The sequence below is a fragment of the Riemerella anatipestifer genome, from assembly GCF_009663465.1.
GTDB classification, from domain to species: domain Bacteria; phylum Bacteroidota; class Bacteroidia; order Flavobacteriales; family Weeksellaceae; genus Riemerella; species Riemerella anatipestifer_C.
Genome location: NZ_QXHU01000002.1, coordinates 113,459 through 138,387 on the forward strand (window position 1 = coordinate 113,459; position 24,929 = coordinate 138,387).

Genomic DNA, 24,929 nt, shown 5'->3' on the forward strand with positions numbered 1-24,929 from the left:
GCTACAAATTTAAGTATAAAATGTTGGATTTTGTTAAGTTTATACTCTTAATATTGATGGGATTTGTCATTTTGGCAGTCTTTTTTTACAGGGTATCGCTTCGGGGTAGGTTCGAGAGGTGTTCGAGAGAACTTCGACTAAACCCCAAAATCTGACTTTGCTTTTTGTGTCAGTTTGACAGTATTTTTTTTTCTAATTCTAATATATAAAGTCCTAAATTTTAACTTAGAGGTTAAAAAGGTCTTCTTTATTTTATAAAGTAATGAGTTTTTTTGAGATGAAAAAAAATTAAATATTTATTTAATAATTTTCTTATTTAGAAAATAAATTTGATAAAAGCAAAGGATAGGGGGCTAATGGAACTTCCTATTTTCACTTTAATTAATTTTTGACTAGTATTTTTTTAACAAATCAATTCTTTATTGATAATTTCTGCACAATTTTTAGGGAGTTCCCAATGTCCGTTGTGTCCACAATCTAGGAGATAGTGCTTTATAGAGGCTCTTTGTGGCAAAAGATTAAGCAATGCTTCGTGGTTTATAGCGGCATCGTATCGCCCTGCCAATACCAGTACTTTGGTTTCTATCTGTTCAAGTAGATTTCGTTTATTTGTTCGTTCAATCATACCTTTTACGGCGGCTAGAGCCCCTTGTGTAGGTGTGCTTAGTGCGATTTTCTTGGCTTGTTCTATTTTAGAATCCAGCTGTTCTCTCTCGTTTGGATTGAACAAAAGCGGAACGCCAGCTCCCACATAAGTAGAAAAACTTTCTTGTATGATTCTAAAACTTTTTCTTCTCAGTTCCTTTTTAGCGTCGTCATCAGCTTGGAAGGTAGAGAAAAAAAGCGTGAGGCTTTTAAGTTGCGTATGCCATTTTTCTGCAAAAGCAAGACTTACATAACCGCCCATAGAATGCCCCAAAATATGAAATCTAGACAGATTGAGGTGGTCTGTTACCTTTTTCACTTCTTCCGCCATTAGTTCCATCGTATGGACTTTGCCCATCACCTCCGATTTTCCGTGTCCTGGTAAATCTATTTTGATTAGGCTAAAATGCTCGGATAAATACGGCTCCAAATCGTTCCAAATACTATTGTTTTCCAAAAAACCGTGCAACAAGACCAAAGGTTCTTGTCCCTCACCAGAAATTTCGTAATTAAGCATATTCAGCAAAAAGTTATTTTTTTATAATACTAAGATAAGGGCGTATCCCTTTGCCTAGGTTATTCCCACGGCTAGGGTCGGGCTATCGCTTCTACTCCTCGGTCATTGCCGCTCCGCTTCGCTCCGCGGCTTCTTCCCTGTGGGGTATCCGCTCTATCCCTTACGCAGTAGGCGTTTATACAAACAAAACCCCTCCGCTAGACTTTAAGGAAGGGATTTTGTATTTTTAAATTACTTTTTATTTTTTTTGAACCAATTTACACCACATTCTAAGAATTGTTTAAACTCTTCTTTTGGCATATATCCAGAGACAGGTTTATTGATGACTTTTCCGTCAGGCGTTACCAATACATAATGGGGTTGAGAATTATTATTGAAATTCACTTGTTGGAAAAGGCTCCAGCGGTCTCCTATTGTTTTCACTTTTTTCTTCTGACCGCCCCCCATATCTATTTTTATTTGTTCGTTTTCAGGAAGTTCTTCTTTATCATCTACATATAAGGACGCTAGGACAACTTCATTTTGTAAGATAGGCAAGATGTCAGGTTCAGACCATACGAACTCTTCCATTTTTCTACAGTTTTCACAACCATAGCCTGTAAAATCTATCAGTATAGGTTTGTTTACCTTTTTAGCTTGTTCCAGAGCTACGAAAAAGTCGTGTTCTGGGTGCATACCTAAGATGCCTTCTTGTTCGTTGTGTAAGTAGCTTACATTGATAGGAGGTAAAATGCCACTTAGTAGTTGTAATTTAGGTCTGTCCGAAGGTACAAGACCTTGAATTAGATAAATAACAAACCCAATCCCAAGTACTCCGAAAACCTTACGAGTGGTGGATATTTTGGCGTTTTTATCATCGTGCGGAAATCTTATTTTTCCAAATAGATATAATACAAGTCCTATGGTAATGATAATCCACAATACAATGAAAAGTTCTCGTTTTAATAAAAAAGTTTTGGATACAAGGTCGGCTTTAGAAAGGAATTTAAGAGCTAAGGCTAACTCTATAAAACCTAGTATTACTTTTACGGTATTCATCCAGCCACCAGACTTTGGCAAAGATTGTAACGCTTGAGGGAACAATGCCAATGTACCGAATACAATGGCCCAAGACAGCCCGAAACCTGCTAAGGCAAAGGTGAGAAGCATTGGTACATCGCTAGAACCAGTAACGGCGCTACCGAGTAAGCTACCAAGTATAGGTCCCGTACAAGAGAACGATACAATTACTAAAGTAAGAGCCATAAAGAAAATACCAATCAGTCCACCAGCTTCTTCTGCTTTGGAAGATTTGTTGGCAATCCAGCTTGGGAGTGTAATATCGTAATATCCAAAGAAGCTCAACGCAAAGAATAAGAATATCCCAAAGAAGAACAAGTTAAGCCAAACATTGGTAGAAATATCATTGAAGATATTCCCAGAAATGCCGTCTATAATATGGAAAGGGATACTTAATAAAATAAAAATTACTAAGATAAATATTCCATAAATAATGGCATCTCGTTTACCTTTAGCCTTATTGGTAGCTCCTTTGGTAAAGAATGAAACCGTGAGCGGAATCATAGGGAAAACGCAAGGCGTTAATAATGCAATAAGTCCTCCAATAAAGCCTAAAATAAGAATCCACCAGTTGCTAGAGCTTTCCTCTTCCGTAGCTATGCCACAGTCGGTAAGTGGTGCTTTAGGATTTAAAGATTCTACCTTTAGAGAATTTTCTCCTTGTAGTGCTTGTGTGGACGATGTTATATTTTCTGCCGAGGTTAGATTTGTATTTTGGTTTACCGTGTCCTTAATAACCTCTTGTAATGGTGTTTGTTCATTTTCTTTAGAGTTGGTTTCTGTAAGATTAGCCTTAATTTTTTCCTCAAATTCTAAAGTGTTAGGAGCTAAACATACACGGTCATTACAAGTTTGATAAGTAATTTCTACGTTTACATTGGCAGGTTTGGAAGCGTCTTTTAGCTTAAATTTCTGTTTGAATGTGGCTGTATTAGAGAAGTAAACAATCCTAGCACCAAAGGCTTCTGAAAATTCGTCGTGTTTTTTACCAATTTCTACAATTTTACCCACAGGAACTATATTCGTCCCTGAAACTTTCATTTCAGTAGGAATACCACTGTCTTCGGGTAAATCTTTGGAGTAGATATGCCAACCATTTTCTAGGGTGGCGGTAAGGACAGCCTCATATTCTTGGTTGCCCAATTCATTAACTTTTAGTTTGAATTTTACGGGGTCTTTTATTTGGGCCGAGAAGCTTACGGCTAGCATAGTCCACCATAAAAGTAATAAGTGTCTCAGTTTCATAACTTTTTATTATAAAATAATTTTGATGTTTTTTTCTGTTTTGTCGTTAGAGGCAAATCTGCCGTCTTGTCTCAAAGGTATAATGCCTAAAACACGATTTTCGTTATCACACAGCAACCAAATTTTTGATTTTGCTAAAATAGACAATTTTTCGTCTTTAAAAAATTTAGAAACCTTTTTTCTCCCTATCATTCCTTTTGGATAAAAGAAGTCGCCAGACTCTTTATGCCTTAATTTTAGAGGTAAAGAAATTTGTTCTGCATCAAAGTTCCATTCTAAAATCTCTTTTTTTTTGTAGGTTATCCATTGGTTTAAGTTTATTTCCTTGTTGTTAGGGAGCGTGATTTCTTCATCATTATTTGAAAGAGACTCCTTTTTACTAATAATAAGTTGTTCTCTATTGATGAGGCATCGGTATTCGTTGGAATAAAACGATTTCCCAGTTTCAGCCGTAAACATCTTACTAATTTCCGCTTTATTGCTAAATCCAAATTTATTGAGTATCTCAAACTGAATAAAGTCAGATTCCTTTTCTAAAGCGTGTCGGTCTATAATAGTTTCACTTTCAGTGCTTATTGAAATTTCTTTTATTTTGTCTTTGATTTGTTGATTTATAAAGGATTTAGCTTTAGATAAAAAATCAATACTCTTTCTAAAATTATCCAAAAAATTAGGATTGATTTCTTCTAGATTTGGAACTACGGAATGTCTTATCTTGTTTCTAAGATAATCTTGTTTTTGGTTAGATTTATCTTCTCTAAACGCTATTGAATGTGCTTCTGCAAAATGATAGATTTCCTCTTTGCTAAAATCTAGTAGAGGGCGTAAAATTTCGTTTTCGTTATTAGGAATACCCGCTAATCCTTTGATACCACTACCTCTAGAAAGATTGATGATAAAGGTTTCTAGCTGGTCGTTTAAGTGGTGAGCAGTTACGAGGTAGCTCAGATTTCTAGTTTTCATAATATTTCTAAAGAACTGATACCTAAGCTCTCTTGCCCATAGCTGAATAGACCCCGAAGGTTTTTGGTCTTTTTCCGAAACAATGTAACAATGAAACGGAATATAATGCTTCTCGCAGAACTCTTGGACTAATGCAGCGTCTTTATCCGAATCTTCACCTCGCAACTTATAGTTGATGTGAGCAATTTCTATTTTAGCATCTATTTGAGTCATCAGATGAGCCAATGCCATAGAATCTGCTCCGCCACTTACCGCTAATAGAAATTGATGTTTATCGTAGCTAGGTAGTAGCTCCTTTAGTTTGGTTTTAAATAAATCCACAGAAATCATAGTCCAAAGATACAAGAAAATTAGGTAGTGAAGAAGTAAGTCTAAATCCGCTAAAACTTAGTATATTTGTGAGGATGAAAAGATACACCATTTTAATAACTTTACTGTTGGTATTTTCTTGTAGGAAGGAAGATGCTGAGGTACAGTATATAGACCAAACGATAGATATTTTTGTAAAAGATACTTCGGGTAGAGATTTGCTTAATACCAATACTTCTCAAAATAGAGCTAGTTTCACTTTGAGTGATTTGGGAGGTGCGTATAGTTCGGTTAATCTATCCTCTGGTTTTTCTAGGAAGATGGGTGTAGATTCTATTTACTATATTCAATACATTTCTGGAGCAACTAGAAATTTGAAGGATTCGGTGTCTTCTAGTTTAAAGTACTATCAATCGGATATTGCGTTTAATTGGCAGAGAAAACTAACGGATTCAACTTCATCTTTAGAAATAGATACGATGAGAGTTATTTACTCTTGGCAGCCAAGTCTTTTTCAAGTAAAGGAAATTTTTTGGAATAATAATCAAGTTTTTTCTAAGCAAAGTCAGACGAGTAATGTTATTACAATCGTAAAATAATGCTTACTTTTGTGGAATATATAAACTCCTTATTTTAAATAAATATCAATGTTACAAGTTCAGTTTTTAAGAGAGCAAAAAAGCCGTGTTTTAGAAGGGCTTAAAAAGAGAAATTTTAAGGGGCTAGACCTTGTAGATGAGGCAATAGCGACTGATGACGAAAGAAAGAAAATACAGTATGAGTTAGATGAAAATCTAGCTCAAATGAATAAAATATCCAAAGAGATAGGTCTTCTAATGAAGGAAGGGAAGAAGCAAGAAGCAGAGGAGGCTAAAACTAAAACAGGAGAGTTTAAGCAGAAATCACAGGATTTGCAACAGTTGTTAAAAGAAAAAGAGGAGTCTCTACTGAATATTCTTTATCAAATCCCAAATATACCAGCAGATATTGTAAAAGCGGGTAGTTCGGCAGACGATAATGAGGTGGTGTATCAGTCTTGTGATACTTTTGAGATGGGAACAGAGGCTTTGCCACACTGGGAACTTGCTAAAAAATACAATCTAATTGATTTTGAATTGGGTGTAAAGATAGCAGGGGCAGGTTTTCCTGTTTATTTAGGTAAAGGAGCTAGGCTACAAAGAGCATTAGTGCAGTTTTTTCTTGATAAAAATACCGATGCAGGTTACCTAGAAGTAAACCCACCACATGTAGTAAATGAAGCATCGGGTTATGGCACAGGGCAACTTCCTGATAAAGAAGGACAAATGTATTTTGTAAATGAGGATAATTTATACCTTATTCCTACAGCGGAAGTGCCTGTAACCAATATTTATAGAGATGTGATTTTGGAGGAGAAAAAACTTCCTATAAAGAATACCGCATTCTCTCAATGCTATAGAAGAGAAGCAGGAAGCTATGGTGCTGATGTGAGAGGACTTAACCGACTTCATCAGTTTGAAAAGGTAGAGGTAGTAAGACTAGAAAAGCCAGAAAACTCTTACGCAGCACTAGATGAGATGGTGTCTCATGTAAAGTCTATTTTAGAAGATTTGGGATTGCCATTTAGAATTTTGCGTTTATGCGGTGGTGATATGGGCTTTACTTCTGCGCTTACTTACGATTTTGAGGTTTGGAGTGCGGCTCAGCAGAGATGGTTGGAGGTATCTTCGGTATCTAATTTTGAGAATTTCCAAGCTAATAGATTAAAATGTAGATATAAATCAGGAGATGATAAACCTCAGTTAGTACATACATTAAATGGTTCTGCGATGGCCTTACCTAGAGTAATGGCGGCTCTTTTAGAGAACAACCAAACGGAAGAAGGTATTAAAATTCCAGAAAAACTAAGAGCATATACAAGATTTGAGAGTATATAAATATTAGCAGATTAGAAATTAAGCTAGGTTATTTTTATTAAAGGGTAACCTAGTTTTTTAATGAGTTAAATAAATACATAAATAGTGTTTTAGTGTTGTCAGGCTTAAGGTATATAGATTATTGCTTAAGGCGATATACTTCTCTAAATTGTATAAGTTGAAAAATTTCAAAGTTTTTTATTTTTGGTAGAGGTGGGTTCACACAAGAAATATAGAATCACCTAAATTAAAAAGCTCTGTTACAATTTCAAAATATTTCTCCATTTTTCATCCTATTATTTTTTTAGTGTGAAGGCGATATTTGGGTAATATTTTTAATGAAAATCCTTATAAACGCACAGCTTATCACCTTTTGCGGAAGTATGCAAGTTTTTTGGGAAAATTTATTTTCAGAGGTCTATTCCTCCAAATAGACCAACCCTTCTCCAAAGTCCTCATCTAATTTCGTTATTAGCTTTGCATTATTAGCTTTAACTTTCAATTCTTCTACAAAAAAAGAAGTTTCAAAAAACTGACGATGAATGCCCTGCAGTAAACTCATAAAATAATTTCTACCCACTTCATTATTGTGCAAATCCATTGCTTTTTCTAGTGGCTGGTTAGGGAAGAGTTCTTCGTGCAGATTGGTAAAAGTTTCACAAAACGCCAAAGCCTTCTGTGGAGAAGATACTTTACAACAATACATTAGCACCAAACAATTCCAAAAGGCGTGGCGAAAGGCATTCCCTTTACCATTAGTACCTGCGGTGGTAGGATATTTCTTTTGGGCAATTCTGTATGCCTTAAAACTGGCATAGACAGCCAAAACAAAAAACACCGGTTGCCTTATAAACAGCCCTAATACCTGTAACATTTTTTGTAAAGACAATTGCTTAAAAGTATTAAAAAATACTAATGTTGTTTTCATAAAATCTTTAAATATAAAAACCCCGTTAATTTTTGAAAAGTTAACGAGGTTTATCAAAAATATAAAATCTAATTCTATTTATTCATTAGGAGATTCACGGTTTTAGAAATTAGCACTTTTGCTTCCTTTCTATTTACTATGAAATCTACAAAACCTTTTTCTTTCAAAAATTCCGAAGTTTGGAACCCCTCTGGCAAATCTCTCCCTATGGTTTCTCTGATAACTCTAGGTCCAGCAAAACCAATTAGCGCTCCTGGTTCTGCCATAATCACATCTGCCGTCATCGCAAACGAAGCTGTAATCCCACCAAAAGTAGGGTCGGTAAGATAAGCAATGTAAGGCAATCCTGCTTCCGAAAGATGCACAAGTTTGGCTTGTACCTTCGCCATTTGCATCAGAGAGTGTGCTGCCTCTTGCATTCTTGCACCTCCCGACTGGCAAATAAGCACGTATGGAAGTTTGTTCTTGATAGCATAATCTATCGCTCGGGTAATTTTCTCCCCCATTACAGAACCTAAAGACCCTCCAATAAAGGCGAAATCCATACAAGAAACCACCATTTCTGTAGCGTTTACTTTACCTACTGCGTTTCGGATAGAGTCGTTAAGTTTAGTTTTAGCTTTGGCTTCTTTAAGGCGGTCGGTATAAGGTTTGGTGTCTTTAAATTTAAGAATATCCACACTTTCTACCTTAGCGTCTAACTCTTTAAATTTACCTTCATCAAAAAGAATATCGTAATACTCTTTACTTCCTATCCTTACGTGGAAACCATCTTCTGGAGATACAAACTGATTGGCTTTAAGCTCATCATATTCTATAATTTTTCCTGTGGGTGTTTTGTGCCAAAGCCCTTTAGGAATGTCCTTTTTTTCCTCTGTAGAAGTTGTAATATTTTTAGCTTTTCTTCTGAACCAATCAAATGCCATAAGCGTTTTGTTTAAATTAAGTTTAATTTCATAGCACCGTGTAGAAATGTGTATTTAACTATATCATTTGCACCTCTACACGGTAAAACTGATGTTGCAAAAATACAAGATTTTTTTATTTCAATGTATTAACATTGTTTAAATCTTCGAATGCCTGTTCTAGACGGCTTCTGAAAGTTTCTTCTCCTTTTCTTAGCCAAACTCTAGGGTCGTAGAATTTCTTGTTAGGAGCATCATCGCCCTCTGGGTTTCCTATTTGAGTTCTTAGATACTCCACTTTGTTTAGCATATAATCTCTAATACCTTCGGTGTAAGCGAACTGAAGGTCTGTATCAATATTCATTTTGATAACCCCATAGTCTATCGCCTCTCTTATTTCTTCTAAGGAAGACCCAGACCCTCCGTGGAATACGAAGTTGATTGGCTTTTCTACTGTACCGAATTTCTCTTGTACATATTTCTGTGAGTTCAATAAAATCTCTGGGGTTAATTTCACATTACCTGGCTTATACACACCGTGTACGTTACCAAATGCTGCTGCGATAGTGAACTTGTCAGAAATTTGCTTTAAGATTTCATAAGTATAAGCCACATCTTCTGGCTGAGTGTATAGTTTAGAGTTATCTACATCAGTATTATCTACCCCATCTTCTTCTCCTCCTGTAACGCCTATTTCTACCTCTAGTGTCATATCCATTTTAGCCATTCTTTCGAAATACTTAGCTGATATTTCTAAGTTTTCCTCTAATGTTTCTTCAGAAAGGTCTAACATATGAGAAGAGTAAAGCGACTTACCATTGGCTTTATAAAACGCCTCTCCTGCATCTAATAGACCATCTATCCAAGGTAATAACTTCTTAGCACAGTGGTCTGTATGAAGAATAACTGTAGCACCGTAAGCCTCTGCCAAAGTATGGATATGTTTAGCACCTGCTACTGCCCCTAAGATAGCCGCTTTTTGTCCGTCATTACTAAGACCTTTACCTGCGTTATACACCGCACCACCATTAGAAAACTGAATGATTACGGGTGCATTAAGCTTAGCCGCTGTCTCCATAGTGGCGTTGATGTTACTAGAACCAATAACATTAACCGCTGGTAAAGCAAATTTATTTTCTTTAGCGTACTGAAAAATCTCGCTAACCATTGAACCTGTGGCAACTCCTGCCGGAAAAAGTTTACTCATAGTGTAATGTTTTTACTTTTAATTACTGATTTATTTTTAATTACTTTTTAACTTGTTAGTTTCTTTTATCTTTTCCCCACAATAGCTTCTGGCGAAGTGTTTCATAGAAATTGATGCTTTTCGTCATCATTAGTGACACTTCAAAATTGGCTTTCTTCACTATAATTTCATCATCTATACCTACATTATAAAGCCTAGAATCTAAAGAAAACAAAAACTCTGGCACTCTACTTTCCACTGTGAGCTTTATTTCCACATCATCTTTAAGGATAATAGGTCGCACATTGAGGTTATGCGGTGCAATAGGTGTAAGTACAAAATTATCTGCCCTTGGTGAAATAATAGGTCCACCACAACTCAAATTATAAGCCGTAGAACCTGTAGGCGTAGAAACCACTAACCCATCACCCCAAAATACAGTAAGAAACTCATCATTGATATGAGTATCTATCGTAATCATAGAGGTAGTTTCTTTCCTTGTGATACTCAAATCGTTTAGAGCATAAGGGAAATCTATAGCCGTGCCTTTAGTAGAAACTTCTATCACAGACCTGCGACTGATTAACATTTCTCCTTTTAGGATTTTATCTATATTGAGGAAAATCTCCTCTTTTGAGAAACAAGCTAGAAAGCCCAAACGCCCTGTATTTACACCAATCACGGGAATTTCTAGGTCTTGTATAAAGATAAGAGCATTAAGAATGGTACCATCGCCACCAAAACTGAAGAATAAATCTACTCCTGCATTCTTCAGGCTTTCCTTATCATTAAAAGTTCTAAAGTTTTTAGAAAAAGCCAAATCTATTGATAAACCTTCGTGCAACACAGACTCTACTCCTCGTTTTTCTAACTCTGAAATAAACTTACTCAAATAAAGAAATGTATCTAAATCTTTCTTTTGGGAGTAAATGGCCGCTTTCATAGATGATTTTCTAGATTAAACTAAATTTGACCCTCCAAAAATACAATTATTTTTTTAATGATTCCTATAAAAATAAGGCGTTTTGGTTACAGTTTAAACTTTTTATCTTATACTTGTAACAAAATTTAGATAATTACAACTTATTAGGTTAACAATTTATAAACTATATACCAATGATTAGAGTTCATTCATTATTCCTATTCCTGTTTTTCAGTGCCGTACTTTGGGCTCAAACCAGTATCTCTGGTAAAATTACCAATACAGAAGGGCAGCCGGTTCCTAGTGCCAGTGTTACTGTAGAAGAAATAGGCAAAAATGCCATTCTTACCTATGCGTTATCGGATAGCAAAGGAGGTTATAAAGTAACTATAAATTCTACCACAGACAAGGTAAAGCTTACTGTAAAGGCATTTAATCATCAAACTCAAGTCAAAGAAATTGCTAATAAAAGCCAGACGCTCAATTTCAGTCTTTCTCCACAAGCTACGGAAATAAAGGAGGTAAAACTAAAAACGAGAATGATTACCAAAAAAGGCGACACTATTTCTTACGATTTAAAAGCCTTTGAAAGTAAAAACGACCGTACTCTAGCCGATGTTCTTAAAAAGATACCAGGCATAGAAGTTAATAAAGATGGTACTGTACTCTACCAAGGCGAAGCCATCAATAAGTTTTATGTAAACGGTAAAGACCTTATGGAAGGTGGCTACGGAACTATAAACAACGCCCTCCCAAAAGACGCCGTACAAAAGGTAGAAGTAATGGAAAACCACCAACCTGTCAAGATTCTACAAGACAAAGTACCTTCGGAGAAAGCTGCCATCAACATCAAACTTAAAAATAAAGTTACCATGACTGGTAGAGGCGAGGTAGGCGGTGGGACTTCCCCTTTATTATGGAATACCAAACTTACGCCTATGTTTTTTGGACAAAAGAACCAGTGGGTGGTTAATTACAAAGCCAACAACACAGGCGAAAGTGTAGAAAAAGAAGGGCGAATACTCTCCTTCGGGAATCGTTGGGAAGGGGTAAGACGCAATGTAGACCAAGAAAGTTGGATTGGGGTAGAAACCGCTGCAACTCCTAATGTTCCTGAAAGACGCTACCTCTTTAACAATGTGCATTTCTTCTCCGCTAACTTACTTACCAACCCTTTCAAAAATAAAGAATGGGAACTAAAGGCTAACGCCAGCTATACTAATAACGCTGTAGAAAGAGAAGACTTACAAGAGGTAACTTACGGCACCGAAACTTTTAGTGCTAGAAGGCTTAACCATTTCTACACCAATCAAGCGAAGGGAGAACTCATCTTCACTAAAAATGCCAAGAAAGGATTCTTTAAGAATGTAACGACTTGGAACAGCTTCTGGAGCGAAAGCAATGCCGATGTAAACAAAAAAGAAATCACAGGGAGTAGAGCCGCTATGCAAAATATCTATGCTCCTACCAACTCATTCCAAAACTCTTTAAGTTCTATTATTCCAGTCGGTGAAAAGTTGGTGAATGTGATGTCTTATATTAGTGTTAAAAATGATAGACAAACATTAGAATCTAGCCCTAGCAGCTACTCTCAAAAACTTTTCAATAGCCAAAATTATCAAAGGCTACAACAAAACCTAAACATCAAAAGTACCGAAATCAACCACAGTGCTTCCGTAGGATTTAGTGCAGGAAGATGGACTTTAACCCCAGAGGTAGGTTTAGACATCAATTTCAACCAAATGGAGTCGGAGCTTTATGGCATCAATGGTAGTACGCTGTTCCCTTACAACATCAATTACCAAAACAATATGCAGTGGAACGAGCTAAGACCTTCCACCAAACTTTCGGCAAACTATAAAGGCGAACGCTTGAATATTTACTTTAATGCTCCTGTGAATTTCTATGGCATTTTCTACAAAGATTTCCTAAGAAATGGCAGAAACAGAGAAATTAGCCGAACAGTATTTGAGCCTAATTTCTTTATGAACTACGATTTTGCTTCGTTTTGGAAGATTAGAGGGTACGGAAACCTTAACTATAGCTTTGGTGACTTTGGGTCTATCTACGAAGGAATTATGATGAACACGCCCGATTTCTTTGTAAACAGAGCGCCACAATCTAATGTAATGCCCGAAAATCTTTCCAAAGGCATTGGTTCTACATTAGAGTATAGAAACCCACTTAACAACTTATTTTTTAACATAAGGTATAGCTATGGTACTTTTAAAAGAAACCTCATTACTTCTGTAACTAGAAATGCAGCCTCGTTTATTTCCGAAGTTAAAGAGTTTGATAATACGGCGACCTCTCAATCACAAAGTGCAGAGATAGGAAAGTATTTCCCTAAGTTCAAATCTAACCTATCTTTCAACTTTAAAAATAGTGATTCCGAGAGTATTTCTATGCTCAACAGCAACCTCATCTATAACAAGAATAACAGCCAATCTTTAGGTGCTAAGTTTAACAATACCTTCTTCTCTTGGCTTAGTGTAGATTACAACATCTCTATGGGCTGGAACAAAAACCAAAATGCACAGACCGATACCACTTATAAGTTTTCTAACTGGTCGCATAATTTAGCTGCCTATATCTATCCTCTGGACAACCACACTATAGGTCTAGTTTGGGACGACAACACCTATAAAACATTGGGAGAAGGTGCCTTTAGAAACAGTTTCTACGACCTCTCTTACCAATATACTTGGGCTAAAAAGAAGATAGACTTTGAACTAAAATGGCTTAACATTACCAACAACAAATTCTATGAAACAGTTACTGTAAGTACCCAAGACAACAGTATCCGCAGAAGTTTAGTTTATATAAGACCAAGCCAAGTGATGTTTACCGTAAAGTTTAATTTTAAATAAACATTTATACCCTCTTAAACAAAGAATACTACCCTACTTTTGGGTAGTATTTTTTTATTTTTAGCATAAAATATATCCAAACACTTGCATACTTCCGCAAAAGGTAATAAGTTTGCTTCAGTTTTATGACACACGATACCAACCACATACAAACAAATGTAAAAAAGTACCCGAATTATTTGGCTGTTCCAAATAATTTCGTAAATACACACACACACACAAATAGTTTCGTGGGTATGCGTCGTATTATCTAGAAAATTACTTCAACTTTTATCGTTAATTATAAATATAATACCGCCAACTTTCGTTGGCGGGTTTTCGTATTTACACCATTCTAAATTTAGCTTTCATAAATATCTACTAAAAGCACCATTGTTTTGTCTTAAAACATGGTCGTTCTTGTTGGGTGCTTTTAGTGTTCAGGGGGAGCGTTATGCTCTTTCTGTTTTAGCCTTTCCTCTCGTTTTGTGTGTGTTTAGAGGGGGAAGGCGTTTTTTTAGGTTAGAGGTTCGGTTTCAGAGGTTAGAACTTAGTACAGCCTCAACCCTTAAACCGAACCTCCAACCTCTAAAATCCAATATCTAACCTTATAATCTTAAACAATTAAATATCAACTTTTAAAATTAAATATTATGAGAACAAAAACAACCAAATTGAGTGTATTCGCCTTTTTAGGTTTAGGCTTAGTAGCTTACGGACAAAGTGGGAAAGTAGGGGTTAATACATCATCACCTCAAGCTACTTTGGATATTCAGCCTACAGCAAAGAATGGAGATGTTACAGCAACCACTAATGAAGGTATTTTAGCACCTAAGTTAAGTAAAACTCGTGTTGCGAGCATTGCAACACCTGTGGAGGGAACTTTGGTCTATGTAATAGATGATACTAGTAAAACTAAAGGTGCTATAAGTGACTATATAGGTAATGATAGCAAAGTAGCTAAAATTACAGAAAAAGGATATTATTATTACAATGGTACAGAATGGGTAAGAAGAGCGGGGAATAATGATGATATTTGGCAAAAACAGAGTAATAATGATATTAAATTGATAGATGGTAATATTGAAAGTAATATTTCTTATTCATCAGTAGGGGCTTTTAAGAATGTACCGAAGGTTTTGAGAAATTATAGTAAACACAATCCTTCAACTCAGCAAATAGAAACAGGAAGTATAGATTTGTCATCAATGAACTTAGGTAATTCATTAAATATAAATTTAGGCTATGCAGATAAAATTCCTGTATCTTATGTAGATCCTCTTTATAAGGAAAAACAGTTAATACACAATTATTTATTGGTAGATGAAAAAAATGATGCAGGTGTATATAACCGAATTTTTGGGCAAAGAAATACCATTGCTACTACAGCTACTACAGCGAGTAATTATAGTGCTTTATACGCTAATGTTAACGCCTCTGAACATTATGGTAAAGGGAAGATATCTCAAATGATAGGAGATTATTCTAGTGCTATACTATATGATGGTAGAGCTGATAGGGTAATAGGTACTTATAGTCAAGCCTCTTCTTATACAGCTAATCAGACTCCTTATATGATAGCTGCTTATAACTATTTAACACCAAGAGGGACGGGAGAAGTTAATCAGTTATTTGGTACTGAAAATAGAATTCATCTAAATGAATATTCAAAAGGGACATTAAATTCTGTAATTCTCAATTATAATCAAGCAATTATAACAGATACTTGGACTGGTAAGATAGGTAGATTAGTAGGTAATAGCACTTACTTTAATATTCCAACTACTATAAATAGTATTGATGAAATGTATGGTTTGGTAGTCACAAATGTAGATAGAGGGGTTAATAAAAACTATGCTATCTATACTAATGCTGGAGAGAATTCGTTTGGAGATAAAGTAACTATAAGAAATCATAATTGGACTTCAAATCAAGAGGCTGTATTTCAATTTATAAATGGAACATCTGTTGATGGAACTAAGAAAGTAAATGCAACCACTCAGATTGTAGATCAAATGAATGGAGCTGGTGATGGTGGCTCTAACTTGATATTTAGAACACAAAGTCCTACGCTTGGTACTAATCCTAACTTAACTTTACCTACAGAAAAAATGAGAATATCTGCTGATGGTGCGGTAGGTATTGGTGTTGAATCACCAGCAGAAAAATTAGAGGTTGCGGGTAATGTTAAGGCAACAGGCTTTATTGGCTCTAATGCTTCTATCTTCCCAGACTATGTGTTCCAAAAGTATTATACAGGTACTTCTAGCTTAAAAGCTGATTATAGCTTTAAGACACTAAGCCAAGTAGAAGACTTTGTAAAAACTAATGGGCATTTGCCAGGGTATCAGTCCGCAGAAGCTATCAAAAAACAAGGTTATATAGACCTTATGGCAACTCAACTAACCAGTGTGGAGAAGATAGAAGAACTTTATCTACACAGCATAGAGCAAGACAAGGCTCTAAAAGCTAAAGATGCCAAAATAGCAGAGTTAGAAGCTCGTTTACAGAAGATAGAAGCTTTATTAGTAAAATAGTTTAATCTTTCCCCATTGTGATAGGTGTCGCAATGGGGCTTTTTTATACTTCACAAAGTATTATAAACATCTAACATCACTAACATCAAAAATTTATACACTATGAACACTTTAAAAGCGTGGTTGCGTCCCAACCTACTCACAAAAGATGACCCTAACGATTTTGTAGCCGTGCCACTTCTAGGCGGTAGCCTTGGTATTACAGAAATCATAGAAGCCCTCAAAAAAGAGGGTATGGAGATACAGACCGAAACCGCAGTAGATATCATCACTCGTTTTAACCGCAAAGCCTCGGAATTGGCACTCAACGGGTATAGTGTGAATACAGGGCTGGTATATATGCGTCCTGCCATCAAAGGTGTGTTTTACGACAAGACTTGGGATAAAGAGAAGCACTCCGTTTATGTGAATGTAAACCAAGGCACCGACCTAAGAAAAGCCGCTAATGATACCAAAGTAGAAATCCTAGGCGAGCAGTCCAGCCCAATGAGTGTGTTCAGTATTACCGATAAAACCACAGGCAAAGCAGATGGCACACTTACCAAAGGCAAAAACGCCGAAATTAAAGGCACTTATATTAAAATAGACGGCAATGACCCTAAAAACGGCATCGTATTTAAAAACTTAGACACCCAAAATGAGGTCAAGTTGGCTAAAGACAATATCGTGCTTAACGAGCCGTCAAGGGTGCTTATTCTTGTGCCTGCAGATTTAGAAACAGGTAATTATGAACTCAGCATCACCACGCAAAGAAGTAGTGGCAACGCCCTACTCAAAGACCCTAGAACCGAGATTTTAGCAACACCTGTGGTGATAGGATAATGGTTTTAATAACATCGATAAAGCCCACCACTCCTCTTTTAGTATCAAAGAAATGGTGGGCTAATTTATTTCAAAGAAACGTTTACTTCTGATTTTTGTTTAACATTTTGTTTAGCTTTCCTATAATATTTTGCCCTTCTAGCTTCATACCTTGCATATGTTCTCCCTTTATTTCCATAAATTCTTTAGGTTCATTGGCGTTATTAAAAACCACTTTAGCTTGTTCAAAAGGAACCTCTTTGTCTTCTGTACTATGAATTACAAGTACAGAAACCTTATTAATATTTTTTATATCTTCTTTAGAAGAATAAACGTTTACAAAACTACGCTCTAAAAAATCTTTGTACTGAGGTGCATAAGCTCCTGCAATATCACCGAAAGAAGACATACCTCCCTCAAGAATTAATCCTGTAATTTTTTTTGAATTCTCTTTTGTAATATGGGTAGCAATTTGAGTCCCAATAGATAATCCATAAACTAGAATAGGTATTTTTTTAACTTCCTTCATTTTTAAATACTTTTCAAAGACTACTTTAGCATCTTCTACAATATTTTTATGAGTAGGAGTTCCTGTAGATTTACCGTAACCTCTAAAATCTACCATTACCACTTGAAAATTCGCCTTAACAAACTTTAAAGCGATAGGATAATAATAAGAGATATTTCCTCCCGCTCCATGAAAGAGAAAAATGGTTGCCTTTGGAGACTGCTCTGTTTTGAGCAAGACAGTGTTAATTGTATCTTTATCCACTACAATATTAAGCTCCGAAGTCTTTGTCCATTCGTTTGCACGAAGGTCTTTACGAGGAAAATAAAATTTATCTTCCATCTGAGCATTTACGAAAATGATTTTGGCAACGAGTAAAATCAATAATAAAAATTTTGTTTTCATATCTTTTCTTTTTTATGCAAATATGAATCGGTTTATCAAATATTAAAATTTTAATTCCCCGAACTGTAATTTTCAGATGCTAAATCGTAATTAAAACCTGCTCATTAGAAGGTATAGCTACTAATGTCGAAACCTCCGACACGGTAATGTCCACCGTTCCGACATTAGCAAGTCGTACCATACGACACGGTAAAGTAGCCTATCCTTATATAAAACATCGTAATACATACCAATAGCCAACCTAGATATACGGTATTATATTATCAATCCGTTTTTTAGTTGCTTTAGCTTTATTTTCTGCCAAAAAAAATTATCTTTGCTACCAGTAAAAAAACAGACTTAATTTTCATATCAAAATGAAAGGGATTTTAAAAATCTATCACCCAGAAGAAACACTGAAATATCACTTCAGTAAAACCTATTGCAAATCGGTTCTTAGTAACGATAAAATCTTATTAGAGGTAGAGCTTATCACCAGCGAGGATATGGACCATATAGAAGACGACTCTTTACAATACCGTTTCCCTCAACTGGCACTTAATATTTCGGACTTCCCCATCGCCTCAAAGGCTTTAGAAGGGCAAACATTCAACATCAATAATGAAGAAGAACTCTACGCCGAAATCAATTTATACGACGATGACGAAGCGGAGCTGCTAGATAACCGACTTTCGTTTAGCCTTAATGACGAAGGCGTTTTACAACTGATATGGGAAGGCAAGGTTTCAGATTTTTACACCAATTCTGATGAGCCGCTTTCCTTTAAACTGAAATGCCATTTTAAGGAAGACTCTATAGAAATAGAAGATTAAAAGATAATTCGTAACATCACAAACAAGTTGAGAAATTAGACTAGGTAATATCTTAGGGCTTTTTTCGTTAGTATAACATCAATCTTAAAAAAATGAACGACAGCATACAAGTGGTATCTCAAACCACAAATACAGAAAAACAAGTCTTTTCTCTATGGGAAATATTATTCGGAGGTGGCATCATCTCTAATGTGATTATGGTAGCTATATTCTTACTAGGGATACTCGCTCTGTATATTTTTCTAGAACGCTACTTTTTTATTCGTAGAGCAGCTAAAACCGACCCTAACTTCCTTAATAATATTAAAGATTTTGTCTATGAAGGTAAAATAGATACGGCTATAGATTTATGCAAGACCTCTAACACCCCTGAAGCTAGAATGATAGAGAAAGGACTTAGCAGGATAGGTCGCCCCATAAGTGATATTAGCAATGCGATGCAAAGCCAAGGCAACCTAGAAGTGTCTAAACTTGAGAAAAACCTCAACTTATTAGCTTCTGCTTCTGGTGCTGCTCCTATGCTAGGCTTTTTAGGTACGGTAATCGGTATGATTATGGCGTTTTTTGAAATCTCTAATGTAACGGGAGCCGTAAGCCCTAAACTTTTAGCATCAGGCATTTATACCGCTATGGCAACTACTGCCGCAGGGCTTTTTGTAGGTATTCCTGCTTATTTCTTCTATAATATCCTCGTAACTAAAGTGGACCGTTTGGTGCTTAAAATACAAATTCATGCAGGGGAATTTCTAGATGCTATCAATAAGCCATTATAAACTAAAAACTTAATTTATGGAATTAAAACGCAGAAATAGAGCAAGTGCGGAGTTTAGTATGGCTTCTATGACGGATATTATTTTCCTCTTGCTGATATTTTTTATGATAACCTCCTCTGCTATTAGCCAAAGCGCTATAGAAGTAAAGTTACCACAAGCAGCAGAAGGCTCCCCTGCAACGCAAGACCCTGTTTCGGTTACCATTTCCCCAGAAGGCGACTATTTCGTAAACGATAAGGCTGTAAATAAGGAAACTCTAGAAGCTTCCCTTAATGCCTTATTGAAAAACGAAACCAAACCTTCTTTTACAATAAGAGCCGACGAAAATACAAGGCACAAAGATGTTGTTTTTGTGATGGAAATCGCCGAAAGAAACCGCTACAATATTGCTATCGCCACCGTACAAGAAAAGTAAACTTATGAGTCAAACTATGAATACATCTGAGAGAAAAGACCAAATCAAAAGTGCCATCATCACATTTTTGATTAGCCTTTTGGTATTCTTAGCTTTGTATTTTTATTCGTTTACTAGAGAACTTCCAAAGGAGGAAATCGTAAGCACGATGCTCATCAATTTTGGAGACCAAAACGAGGGTAACCAGCCTGAAGAACCCCAAAACCAAGAGGGCAGTTTATCCGCCACCGAAGCACCTACACCAATACAAGAAATACAACCTACACCTGTAGAACCTCAGCCCAAAAAAGAAGTAGTTAAGGAGAAAATTATCACAGGGCAAAATACCAAAACAAGTGCTGAAAAGGTGGAAAAAGCAACTCCCAAACCTACAAAAGAAAGCACAACAAACACCCAAAAGAAAGAAACTACGACACCTAAAAAAAGTAGTACCACTGCACAAAATAAAACCGCGACCAACCAAGGCGATGATAGAGGTAACGAGGCTATTGGCAACCTCATCAGAGGACGAGGTACCAATAAAGGAGCTCAAGGGAGTTCCCAAAACACTTCTGGAAATGCAGGAGATCCATTAGGTGGCGACAGTAATGGCGATAGTAAAATCGGCATAGACCGAAAGCTAATCGGTTTTATACCTGGAACTATGGGGCGTGGTGGCTCACAGCCGTCTCACCAGTGTTCTGCCTCAGGTACAATCAGCATTTCTTATGTGGTAGATAAAGCTGGCAATGTAATTTCGGCTAGACGAAGTGGCGGTATTACAGACCCTTGTGCCGTAAACACAACCATAGAGTGGGTAAAGAAATATGTAAAAGCCGAAAGAGCTAACACCTCTTCTACTGGTACTTACAAAATCACTTTCTAAAGCCAAACCAAAAGGGATTTTAGGATATAAGGAAATTCAAGATGAATAAACCCAATATAGTTATTATAGGAGGTGGAGCTTCGGGATTTTTTTCGGCAGCTAATATAGACACCTCAAAATACAATGTTTGCATACTAGAACAAAATGCAGAAGTTTTACAGAAAGTAAAAATATCAGGAGGCGGACGCTGCAATGTTACCCACGCTTGTTTTGATGCTAGAGATTTGGTTCAGTTTTACCCAAGAGGTCATAAGGAACTTAGAAGTGTTTTTAGTAAATTTCAACCTGGTGATACTATGACTTGGTTTTCAGAACGAGGTGTTTCGTTGAAGATTGAAGACGACAATAGAATCTTCCCAGAATCTAACCGCTCCCAAACTATTATCGATTGCCTACTTTCCTCTGTGAAAGAGAAAAATATTGAAATCCATACCAAAACTACAGTAAAATCTATCTCTAAGCAAGACCATCAATATCTTATTACTACTAATGGAGAATCTTTCTTAGCAGATATTGTGATTTTCTGCACAGGTAGCTCTCCTAAAGCATTAAGGTTAATGGAAAGCTTAGGACATACTATTGTAAAGCCCGTCCCTTCTTTATTTACCTTTAATATCAAAAACGACTTACTAGAAGGACTTTCAGGCACTAGCTTCCCATCAGCAGAAGTGAGAATACCAGAACTAAAATCCGAAGAGGCAGGGGCTTTACTTATTACCCATTGGGGACTTAGTGGACCTGCCATTTTAAAGCTATCCGCTTGGGAAGCTAGAAAGCTAAATGACTTAAACTATAATTTTAGTATTGAAGTTAATTTCGTTGGAATTTCACCTAACGATGCCGAAACTCTTATCCAAGAATTTAAGCAAAGCCACCCAAAGAAAACTTTAAGCCAAGGAAAACCTTTTGATGTTACCAACCGTTTTTGGCAAAGCGTTTTAGATGTTTCTCTTATCAACTCCGAAAAACAATGGGCTCACCTCTCCGCAAAAGAAACGCAAACTATCATAGAGAACCTCTGTAAAAAGAAGCTCTCGGTAACAGGCAAATCTACATTTAAGGAAGAATTTGTAACTGCTGGAGGTATCTATCTAAAAGAAATTGATTTTAAAAATATGAAATCTAAAATACTTCCTAATTTCTATATTGCGGGAGAAATTTTAGATATAGATGCCGTTACTGGAGGATTCAACTTTCAAGCCTGTTGGAGCGAAGCGTGGCTCATCGCACAAGACCTTAATTCAATATAAAAAACAAAAGAACCGAGAGGTATATTTCTCGGTTCTTTTATTATCGTTTATAAATACAGTATATCGTTAAATTTCAATTTTTTGAATTCTTTATTATACCATAAAGTTTGAATCAATGTTTTTTCGTATAAGAAATACAATGTATAGATTACTATCCCAAAATAAAGATTATTTACTATCATAAATAGATAGCTTGCGATAAATAATGGGATAATTAACAAAGTAATATAGAGTAGCATTTTCTTTACTGAAAAATCTTTGTAGCGAAAATTTTTATTCATAAACCTCCTAACTATTTTATTATAAATAAAATAAAGACCAAATAAACAAGTACCTAATAAAAATTCTTTCAGTTCAAAAAGGATATAGCCCACAGCCAGTAGTGGAATAACTAATAATAAAAACTCTATAATTTTTAACTTCATTAGATTTCTTTTATACATTAACCACTACAACTACAAACATCTACTCGCTGCACATCCCGCTGCAACGGCAACCCCTATCTCTGGGGCATATGCAGTGAATAAGGTTGCTGCAACAGATGTCCATCCTCTTTTTGTATAGATATTAGACATACAATCTATAACCCCTTGTCCACAACCTGAACTCATTATAGAAATATCATTGGATAATGTTTTAAGCCCAACTTTATTTTGGTATCCGTCATATTTAATAACACTATTATTAGACTTATCATAACCAAACTTCGCAGAAAAAGTATTATCCAAATTTCTTAATTCAATAGTTCTAACATTTCCGTTAGATAAGTCTTCAACACTTACTTCAATAAATTTAAATGTCTTACCAAATGGAATTAAACCTAAGACTTCTTTTGGGTTATCCGTCTTCGGAACACTGTAATAAGTATTTCCCAAATTATCTTCAATCTTTTTTACACTATCAAAATCATACTTCTCTACCGACATACTACTCTTCACAGAAAACTCTTTAATGTTTGCTTTTTTATTTACAACAGATTTTTTCAACTCCAAAATCTTATCTTTATCCAAAAACTTACTTATCTTATACCCTGATATTTCTTCTATACCGTTATTTTCATTCTCTTCCCTATCTACACGAGAACAAGACACAAATAAAATCAATATTGCTAAAGCCAATACAGAAACACTAAATAAGTGATAAATTTTTCCATTCATAATATTAAATTTTGGCACGAAAGTAAAAAAAAAAAAACATTCAAATATGCAACTAAAAACACTACAAATAACCAATAAAACAGAGTAATAATTAGGATGATATTTCTTAATTATTTTTAACTATCCTTCTGATGTATAAATTTAAATGACATTGTTCAGTTTTGAATTGTCCTTGCTTATTTAAAAGATATTTGGATTTAGATAGAAATACTAAAGGGAGATGAAAAATTGTATTAACTCATTGAAATAAATATAGAATTTTTAGGCTACATCAAATCTCTAGCTTTCCAAATACAATGGGTGTTAGTTGAAAATAAGCAAATAAAAAAGACACTCTAAATTTAGAGTGTCTTTCTTAGTTTGTCTGTATATCGCTTAAAGACTACTTAGTAGCTTCTTTTACTTTATCAGCAGCGTTATCAACAGCACCTTTAGCAGCGTCAGCAGCAACATCAGCAGTAGCACCAACACCTTCAGCAGCTACAGTAGCAGCAGAATCTACAACAGTAGCAGCAGAATCTACAACAGCAGCAACAGAATCAACAGCCTCAACAGCAGTAGAATCTACAGCAGCAGTTTCAACGTTTTCAGTTTTTTTACAAGCTACAACAGCTAAAGCAGCAACAGCTGCTACGAATAATGACTTTTTCATAATTTTAAATAATTTTTTAAATTTGTTTTCTTTTTTGTTACTCTGTTCACTCATTTTGAACAAGGCAAAGATATGGTGAGAAATAAATTTGTGCTAGAAAAATTATTGTAATATCTTTGTAAAATAGTTTTGCAAAAAAGTATATTTGTAAATCAGTGGTTTAAGTTAAATTTTTAAAATTTGTCGGATTTAGATTTATTACACTTTGAACAGCTTAAAGCGGAAGTTCAAGAGGTTTTTTTAGAATCTCATACACCTTCGGAGGAAGATATATCCTTATGGAAGGGAATTGATATTGTCTATTTTCAAGAAGATTTAAGAAAAAAAGCAAAAGGAAATATTAGTGAACGTTCTTTTTATACTTATTTTAAGAGTTCTCCTACACAAAAATTACCAAGAATAGATATGCTTAATCTTCTTTCTAGTTATGCAGGTTATGCTAATTGGTATGATTTTAAGAAAAACCATTTGTTTGCTAATGAAATTCTTGAGATAGAAGAAAGTGACGAGGGAGAATTTCAGACTGGAGTTGATGAGTTAGTTTTAGATAATCAACAGGAACAAGAAAAATCAATAAATTCCAAGGAAATTGCTGATAATGTTGATGAAGGTAAAAATAATATTTTGCAAAAAAGTAATTCTGATTTAGAGTTAATTACTGAAAATGATAAGGTGTTGAAAAATAACAGTAGAGCTTTAAAATTCACTAAATCTTCTTATGTTTGGATTTCGGCAACACTTATACTTTTGTTAGTTCTTGTGGGAATTATTTTTTCAGACTTAATCTTGACCAAAAAGTATTCGTTTAAGTTTATTGATGCGGATAGAAATACAAGTATTAACGACTACCTTGATGTTAAAATCATAAAAGAAGGCGAATCTCCTATTTTGCATAAGGTGAAGCCGAACGACATTTTAACATATACTACAAAATCAAAATCTCTTATGATGATAATATCTTCTCCTTATTATAAGACGGATACTATCGTGAGAAATTTGGAGAATGCTCTTACTTATCCAGAATATGAAACTATAGAGTTAAAGCCCGATGATTACGCTATTATGCTAAACTATTATTCTAAAAAGGCAGATGAAGATGTTAATAAGAAGAGAGAAAGATTAAGTAGACTTATAAGTAATGAAGCTTTAATTTATCAAGTGTTTGATAATGAAACTTATGGAGTAGAAATATTAGAAAAAGATCGCTATATAACCTTAATGACAACGCCTACAACTTCTCTTAAAAATTTAGAAATTATAGGGACTCAAATGAAAAATGGTAAAATAGTGATGATAAAATTTAGAATTACAAATAACGAAAAGTAAACACT

The 24,929-nt window shown here is 35.3% G+C and carries 22 protein-coding genes; 11 read left to right on the forward strand and 11 right to left on the reverse strand.

What is annotated here, in order from left to right; translation table 11 throughout:
• Positions 1-403: 403 nt before the first annotated feature.
• From D1003_RS02785 to tilS, 3 genes are all read right to left on the reverse strand, one after another.
• Positions 404-1,162, reverse strand: coding sequence for an alpha/beta fold hydrolase (locus D1003_RS02785; RefSeq protein WP_153935640.1), 759 nt, complete (start codon positions 1,160-1,162; stop codon positions 404-406).
• A gap of 231 nt (positions 1,163-1,393) precedes the next feature.
• Entirely contained in the window at positions 1,394-3,466 is a 2,073-nt protein-coding gene (locus tag D1003_RS02790; protein ID WP_153935641.1) for a protein-disulfide reductase DsbD, read from the reverse strand.
• Positions 3,467-3,475: 9 nt separating this feature from the next.
• Positions 3,476-4,759 carry a tRNA lysidine(34) synthetase TilS gene (gene tilS / locus D1003_RS02795; RefSeq protein WP_153935642.1) on the reverse strand — a complete coding sequence of 428 codons (1,284 nt, stop codon included), beginning with the start codon at positions 4,757-4,759 and terminating at the stop codon, positions 3,476-3,478.
• A gap of 74 nt (positions 4,760-4,833) precedes the next feature.
• Here tilS and D1003_RS02800 point away from each other — a divergent pair, with 74 nt between their 5' ends.
• Positions 4,834-5,337, forward strand: coding sequence for a hypothetical protein (locus D1003_RS02800; protein WP_153935643.1), 504 nt, complete (start codon positions 4,834-4,836; stop codon positions 5,335-5,337).
• Between the two features lie 48 nt (positions 5,338-5,385).
• On the forward strand, positions 5,386-6,654 hold the full coding sequence (gene serS, locus D1003_RS02805) for a serine--tRNA ligase (protein WP_153935644.1): 1,269 nt from the start codon (positions 5,386-5,388) through the stop codon (positions 6,652-6,654).
• 397 nt (positions 6,655-7,051) lie between these two features.
• Here serS and D1003_RS02810 read toward each other — a convergent pair whose 3' ends face one another.
• From D1003_RS02810 to D1003_RS02825, 4 genes are all read right to left on the reverse strand, one after another.
• Complete coding sequence (locus D1003_RS02810) at positions 7,052-7,561, reverse strand: DUF6973 domain-containing protein (RefSeq protein ID WP_153935645.1); 510 nt, start codon at positions 7,559-7,561, stop codon at positions 7,052-7,054.
• 74 nt (positions 7,562-7,635) lie between these two features.
• Complete coding sequence (gene accD, locus D1003_RS02815) at positions 7,636-8,487, reverse strand: acetyl-CoA carboxylase, carboxyltransferase subunit beta (RefSeq protein ID WP_052911401.1); 852 nt, start codon at positions 8,485-8,487, stop codon at positions 7,636-7,638.
• Positions 8,488-8,602: 115 nt separating this feature from the next.
• Positions 8,603-9,673: a class II fructose-bisphosphate aldolase gene (gene fbaA, locus D1003_RS02820; protein WP_014937934.1), complete on the reverse strand. Its 1,071-nt coding sequence runs from the start codon at positions 9,671-9,673 to the stop codon at positions 8,603-8,605.
• Positions 9,674-9,728: 55 nt separating this feature from the next.
• Complete coding sequence (locus D1003_RS02825) at positions 9,729-10,595, reverse strand: NAD kinase (RefSeq protein ID WP_014937933.1); 867 nt, start codon at positions 10,593-10,595, stop codon at positions 9,729-9,731.
• Positions 10,596-10,768: 173 nt separating this feature from the next.
• Here D1003_RS02825 and D1003_RS02830 point away from each other — a divergent pair, with 173 nt between their 5' ends.
• The 3 genes from D1003_RS02830 to D1003_RS02840 all read left to right on the forward strand — a co-directional run bounded on the left by D1003_RS02830 (position 10,769) and on the right by D1003_RS02840 (position 16,782).
• Positions 10,769-13,444 carry a carboxypeptidase regulatory-like domain-containing protein gene (locus tag D1003_RS02830; RefSeq protein WP_153935646.1) on the forward strand — a complete coding sequence of 892 codons (2,676 nt, stop codon included), beginning with the start codon at positions 10,769-10,771 and terminating at the stop codon, positions 13,442-13,444.
• A 632-nt stretch (positions 13,445-14,076) separates the two neighbouring features.
• On the forward strand, positions 14,077-15,960 hold the full coding sequence (locus D1003_RS02835; protein ID WP_153935647.1) for a hypothetical protein: 1,884 nt from the start codon (positions 14,077-14,079) through the stop codon (positions 15,958-15,960).
• Between the two features lie 102 nt (positions 15,961-16,062).
• Positions 16,063-16,782, forward strand: coding sequence for a DNA-binding domain-containing protein (locus D1003_RS02840; protein ID WP_153935648.1), 720 nt, complete (start codon positions 16,063-16,065; stop codon positions 16,780-16,782).
• 82 nt (positions 16,783-16,864) lie between these two features.
• Here the strand turns inward: D1003_RS02840 and D1003_RS02845 are convergent, their stop codons facing one another.
• Complete coding sequence (locus D1003_RS02845) at positions 16,865-17,674, reverse strand: alpha/beta hydrolase (protein ID WP_153935649.1); 810 nt, start codon at positions 17,672-17,674, stop codon at positions 16,865-16,867.
• Positions 17,675-18,030: 356 nt separating this feature from the next.
• On the opposite strand from D1003_RS02845, the gene D1003_RS02850 reads away from it, so the two are divergent.
• The 5 genes from D1003_RS02850 (at position 18,031) to D1003_RS02870 (ending at position 21,789) form a co-directional block, all read left to right on the forward strand.
• Positions 18,031-18,486 (forward strand): hypothetical protein, encoded by a 456-nt coding sequence (locus D1003_RS02850; protein WP_153935650.1) that lies wholly within the window; start codon positions 18,031-18,033, stop codon positions 18,484-18,486.
• Positions 18,487-18,578: 92 nt separating this feature from the next.
• Positions 18,579-19,259: a MotA/TolQ/ExbB proton channel family protein gene (locus D1003_RS02855; protein WP_052911398.1), complete on the forward strand. Its 681-nt coding sequence runs from the start codon at positions 18,579-18,581 to the stop codon at positions 19,257-19,259.
• A 16-nt stretch (positions 19,260-19,275) separates the two neighbouring features.
• Positions 19,276-19,674, forward strand: a complete 399-nt coding sequence (locus D1003_RS02860) for a biopolymer transporter ExbD (protein ID WP_153935651.1) — start codon at positions 19,276-19,278, stop codon at positions 19,672-19,674.
• A gap of 4 nt (positions 19,675-19,678) precedes the next feature.
• Entirely contained in the window at positions 19,679-20,539 is an 861-nt protein-coding gene (locus D1003_RS02865) for a ferric siderophore ABC transporter substrate-binding protein (protein ID WP_153935652.1), read from the forward strand.
• A gap of 41 nt (positions 20,540-20,580) precedes the next feature.
• Positions 20,581-21,789 carry an NAD(P)/FAD-dependent oxidoreductase gene (locus tag D1003_RS02870; protein ID WP_153935653.1) on the forward strand — a complete coding sequence of 403 codons (1,209 nt, stop codon included), beginning with the start codon at positions 20,581-20,583 and terminating at the stop codon, positions 21,787-21,789.
• 47 nt (positions 21,790-21,836) lie between these two features.
• Here the strand turns inward: D1003_RS02870 and D1003_RS02875 are convergent, their stop codons facing one another.
• From D1003_RS02875 to D1003_RS02885, 3 genes are all read right to left on the reverse strand, one after another.
• Positions 21,837-22,214, reverse strand: a complete 378-nt coding sequence (locus tag D1003_RS02875; protein WP_153935654.1) for a hypothetical protein — start codon at positions 22,212-22,214, stop codon at positions 21,837-21,839.
• 30 nt (positions 22,215-22,244) lie between these two features.
• Entirely contained in the window at positions 22,245-22,946 is a 702-nt protein-coding gene (locus D1003_RS02880; RefSeq protein WP_153935655.1) for a hypothetical protein, read from the reverse strand.
• Between the two features lie 382 nt (positions 22,947-23,328).
• Positions 23,329-23,652 carry a hypothetical protein gene (locus tag D1003_RS02885; protein WP_153935656.1) on the reverse strand — a complete coding sequence of 108 codons (324 nt, stop codon included), beginning with the start codon at positions 23,650-23,652 and terminating at the stop codon, positions 23,329-23,331.
• A gap of 126 nt (positions 23,653-23,778) precedes the next feature.
• On the opposite strand from D1003_RS02885, the gene D1003_RS02890 reads away from it, so the two are divergent.
• Positions 23,779-24,924, forward strand: coding sequence for a hypothetical protein (locus D1003_RS02890; RefSeq protein ID WP_153935657.1), 1,146 nt, complete (start codon positions 23,779-23,781; stop codon positions 24,922-24,924).
• Positions 24,925-24,929 lie beyond the last annotated feature (5 nt).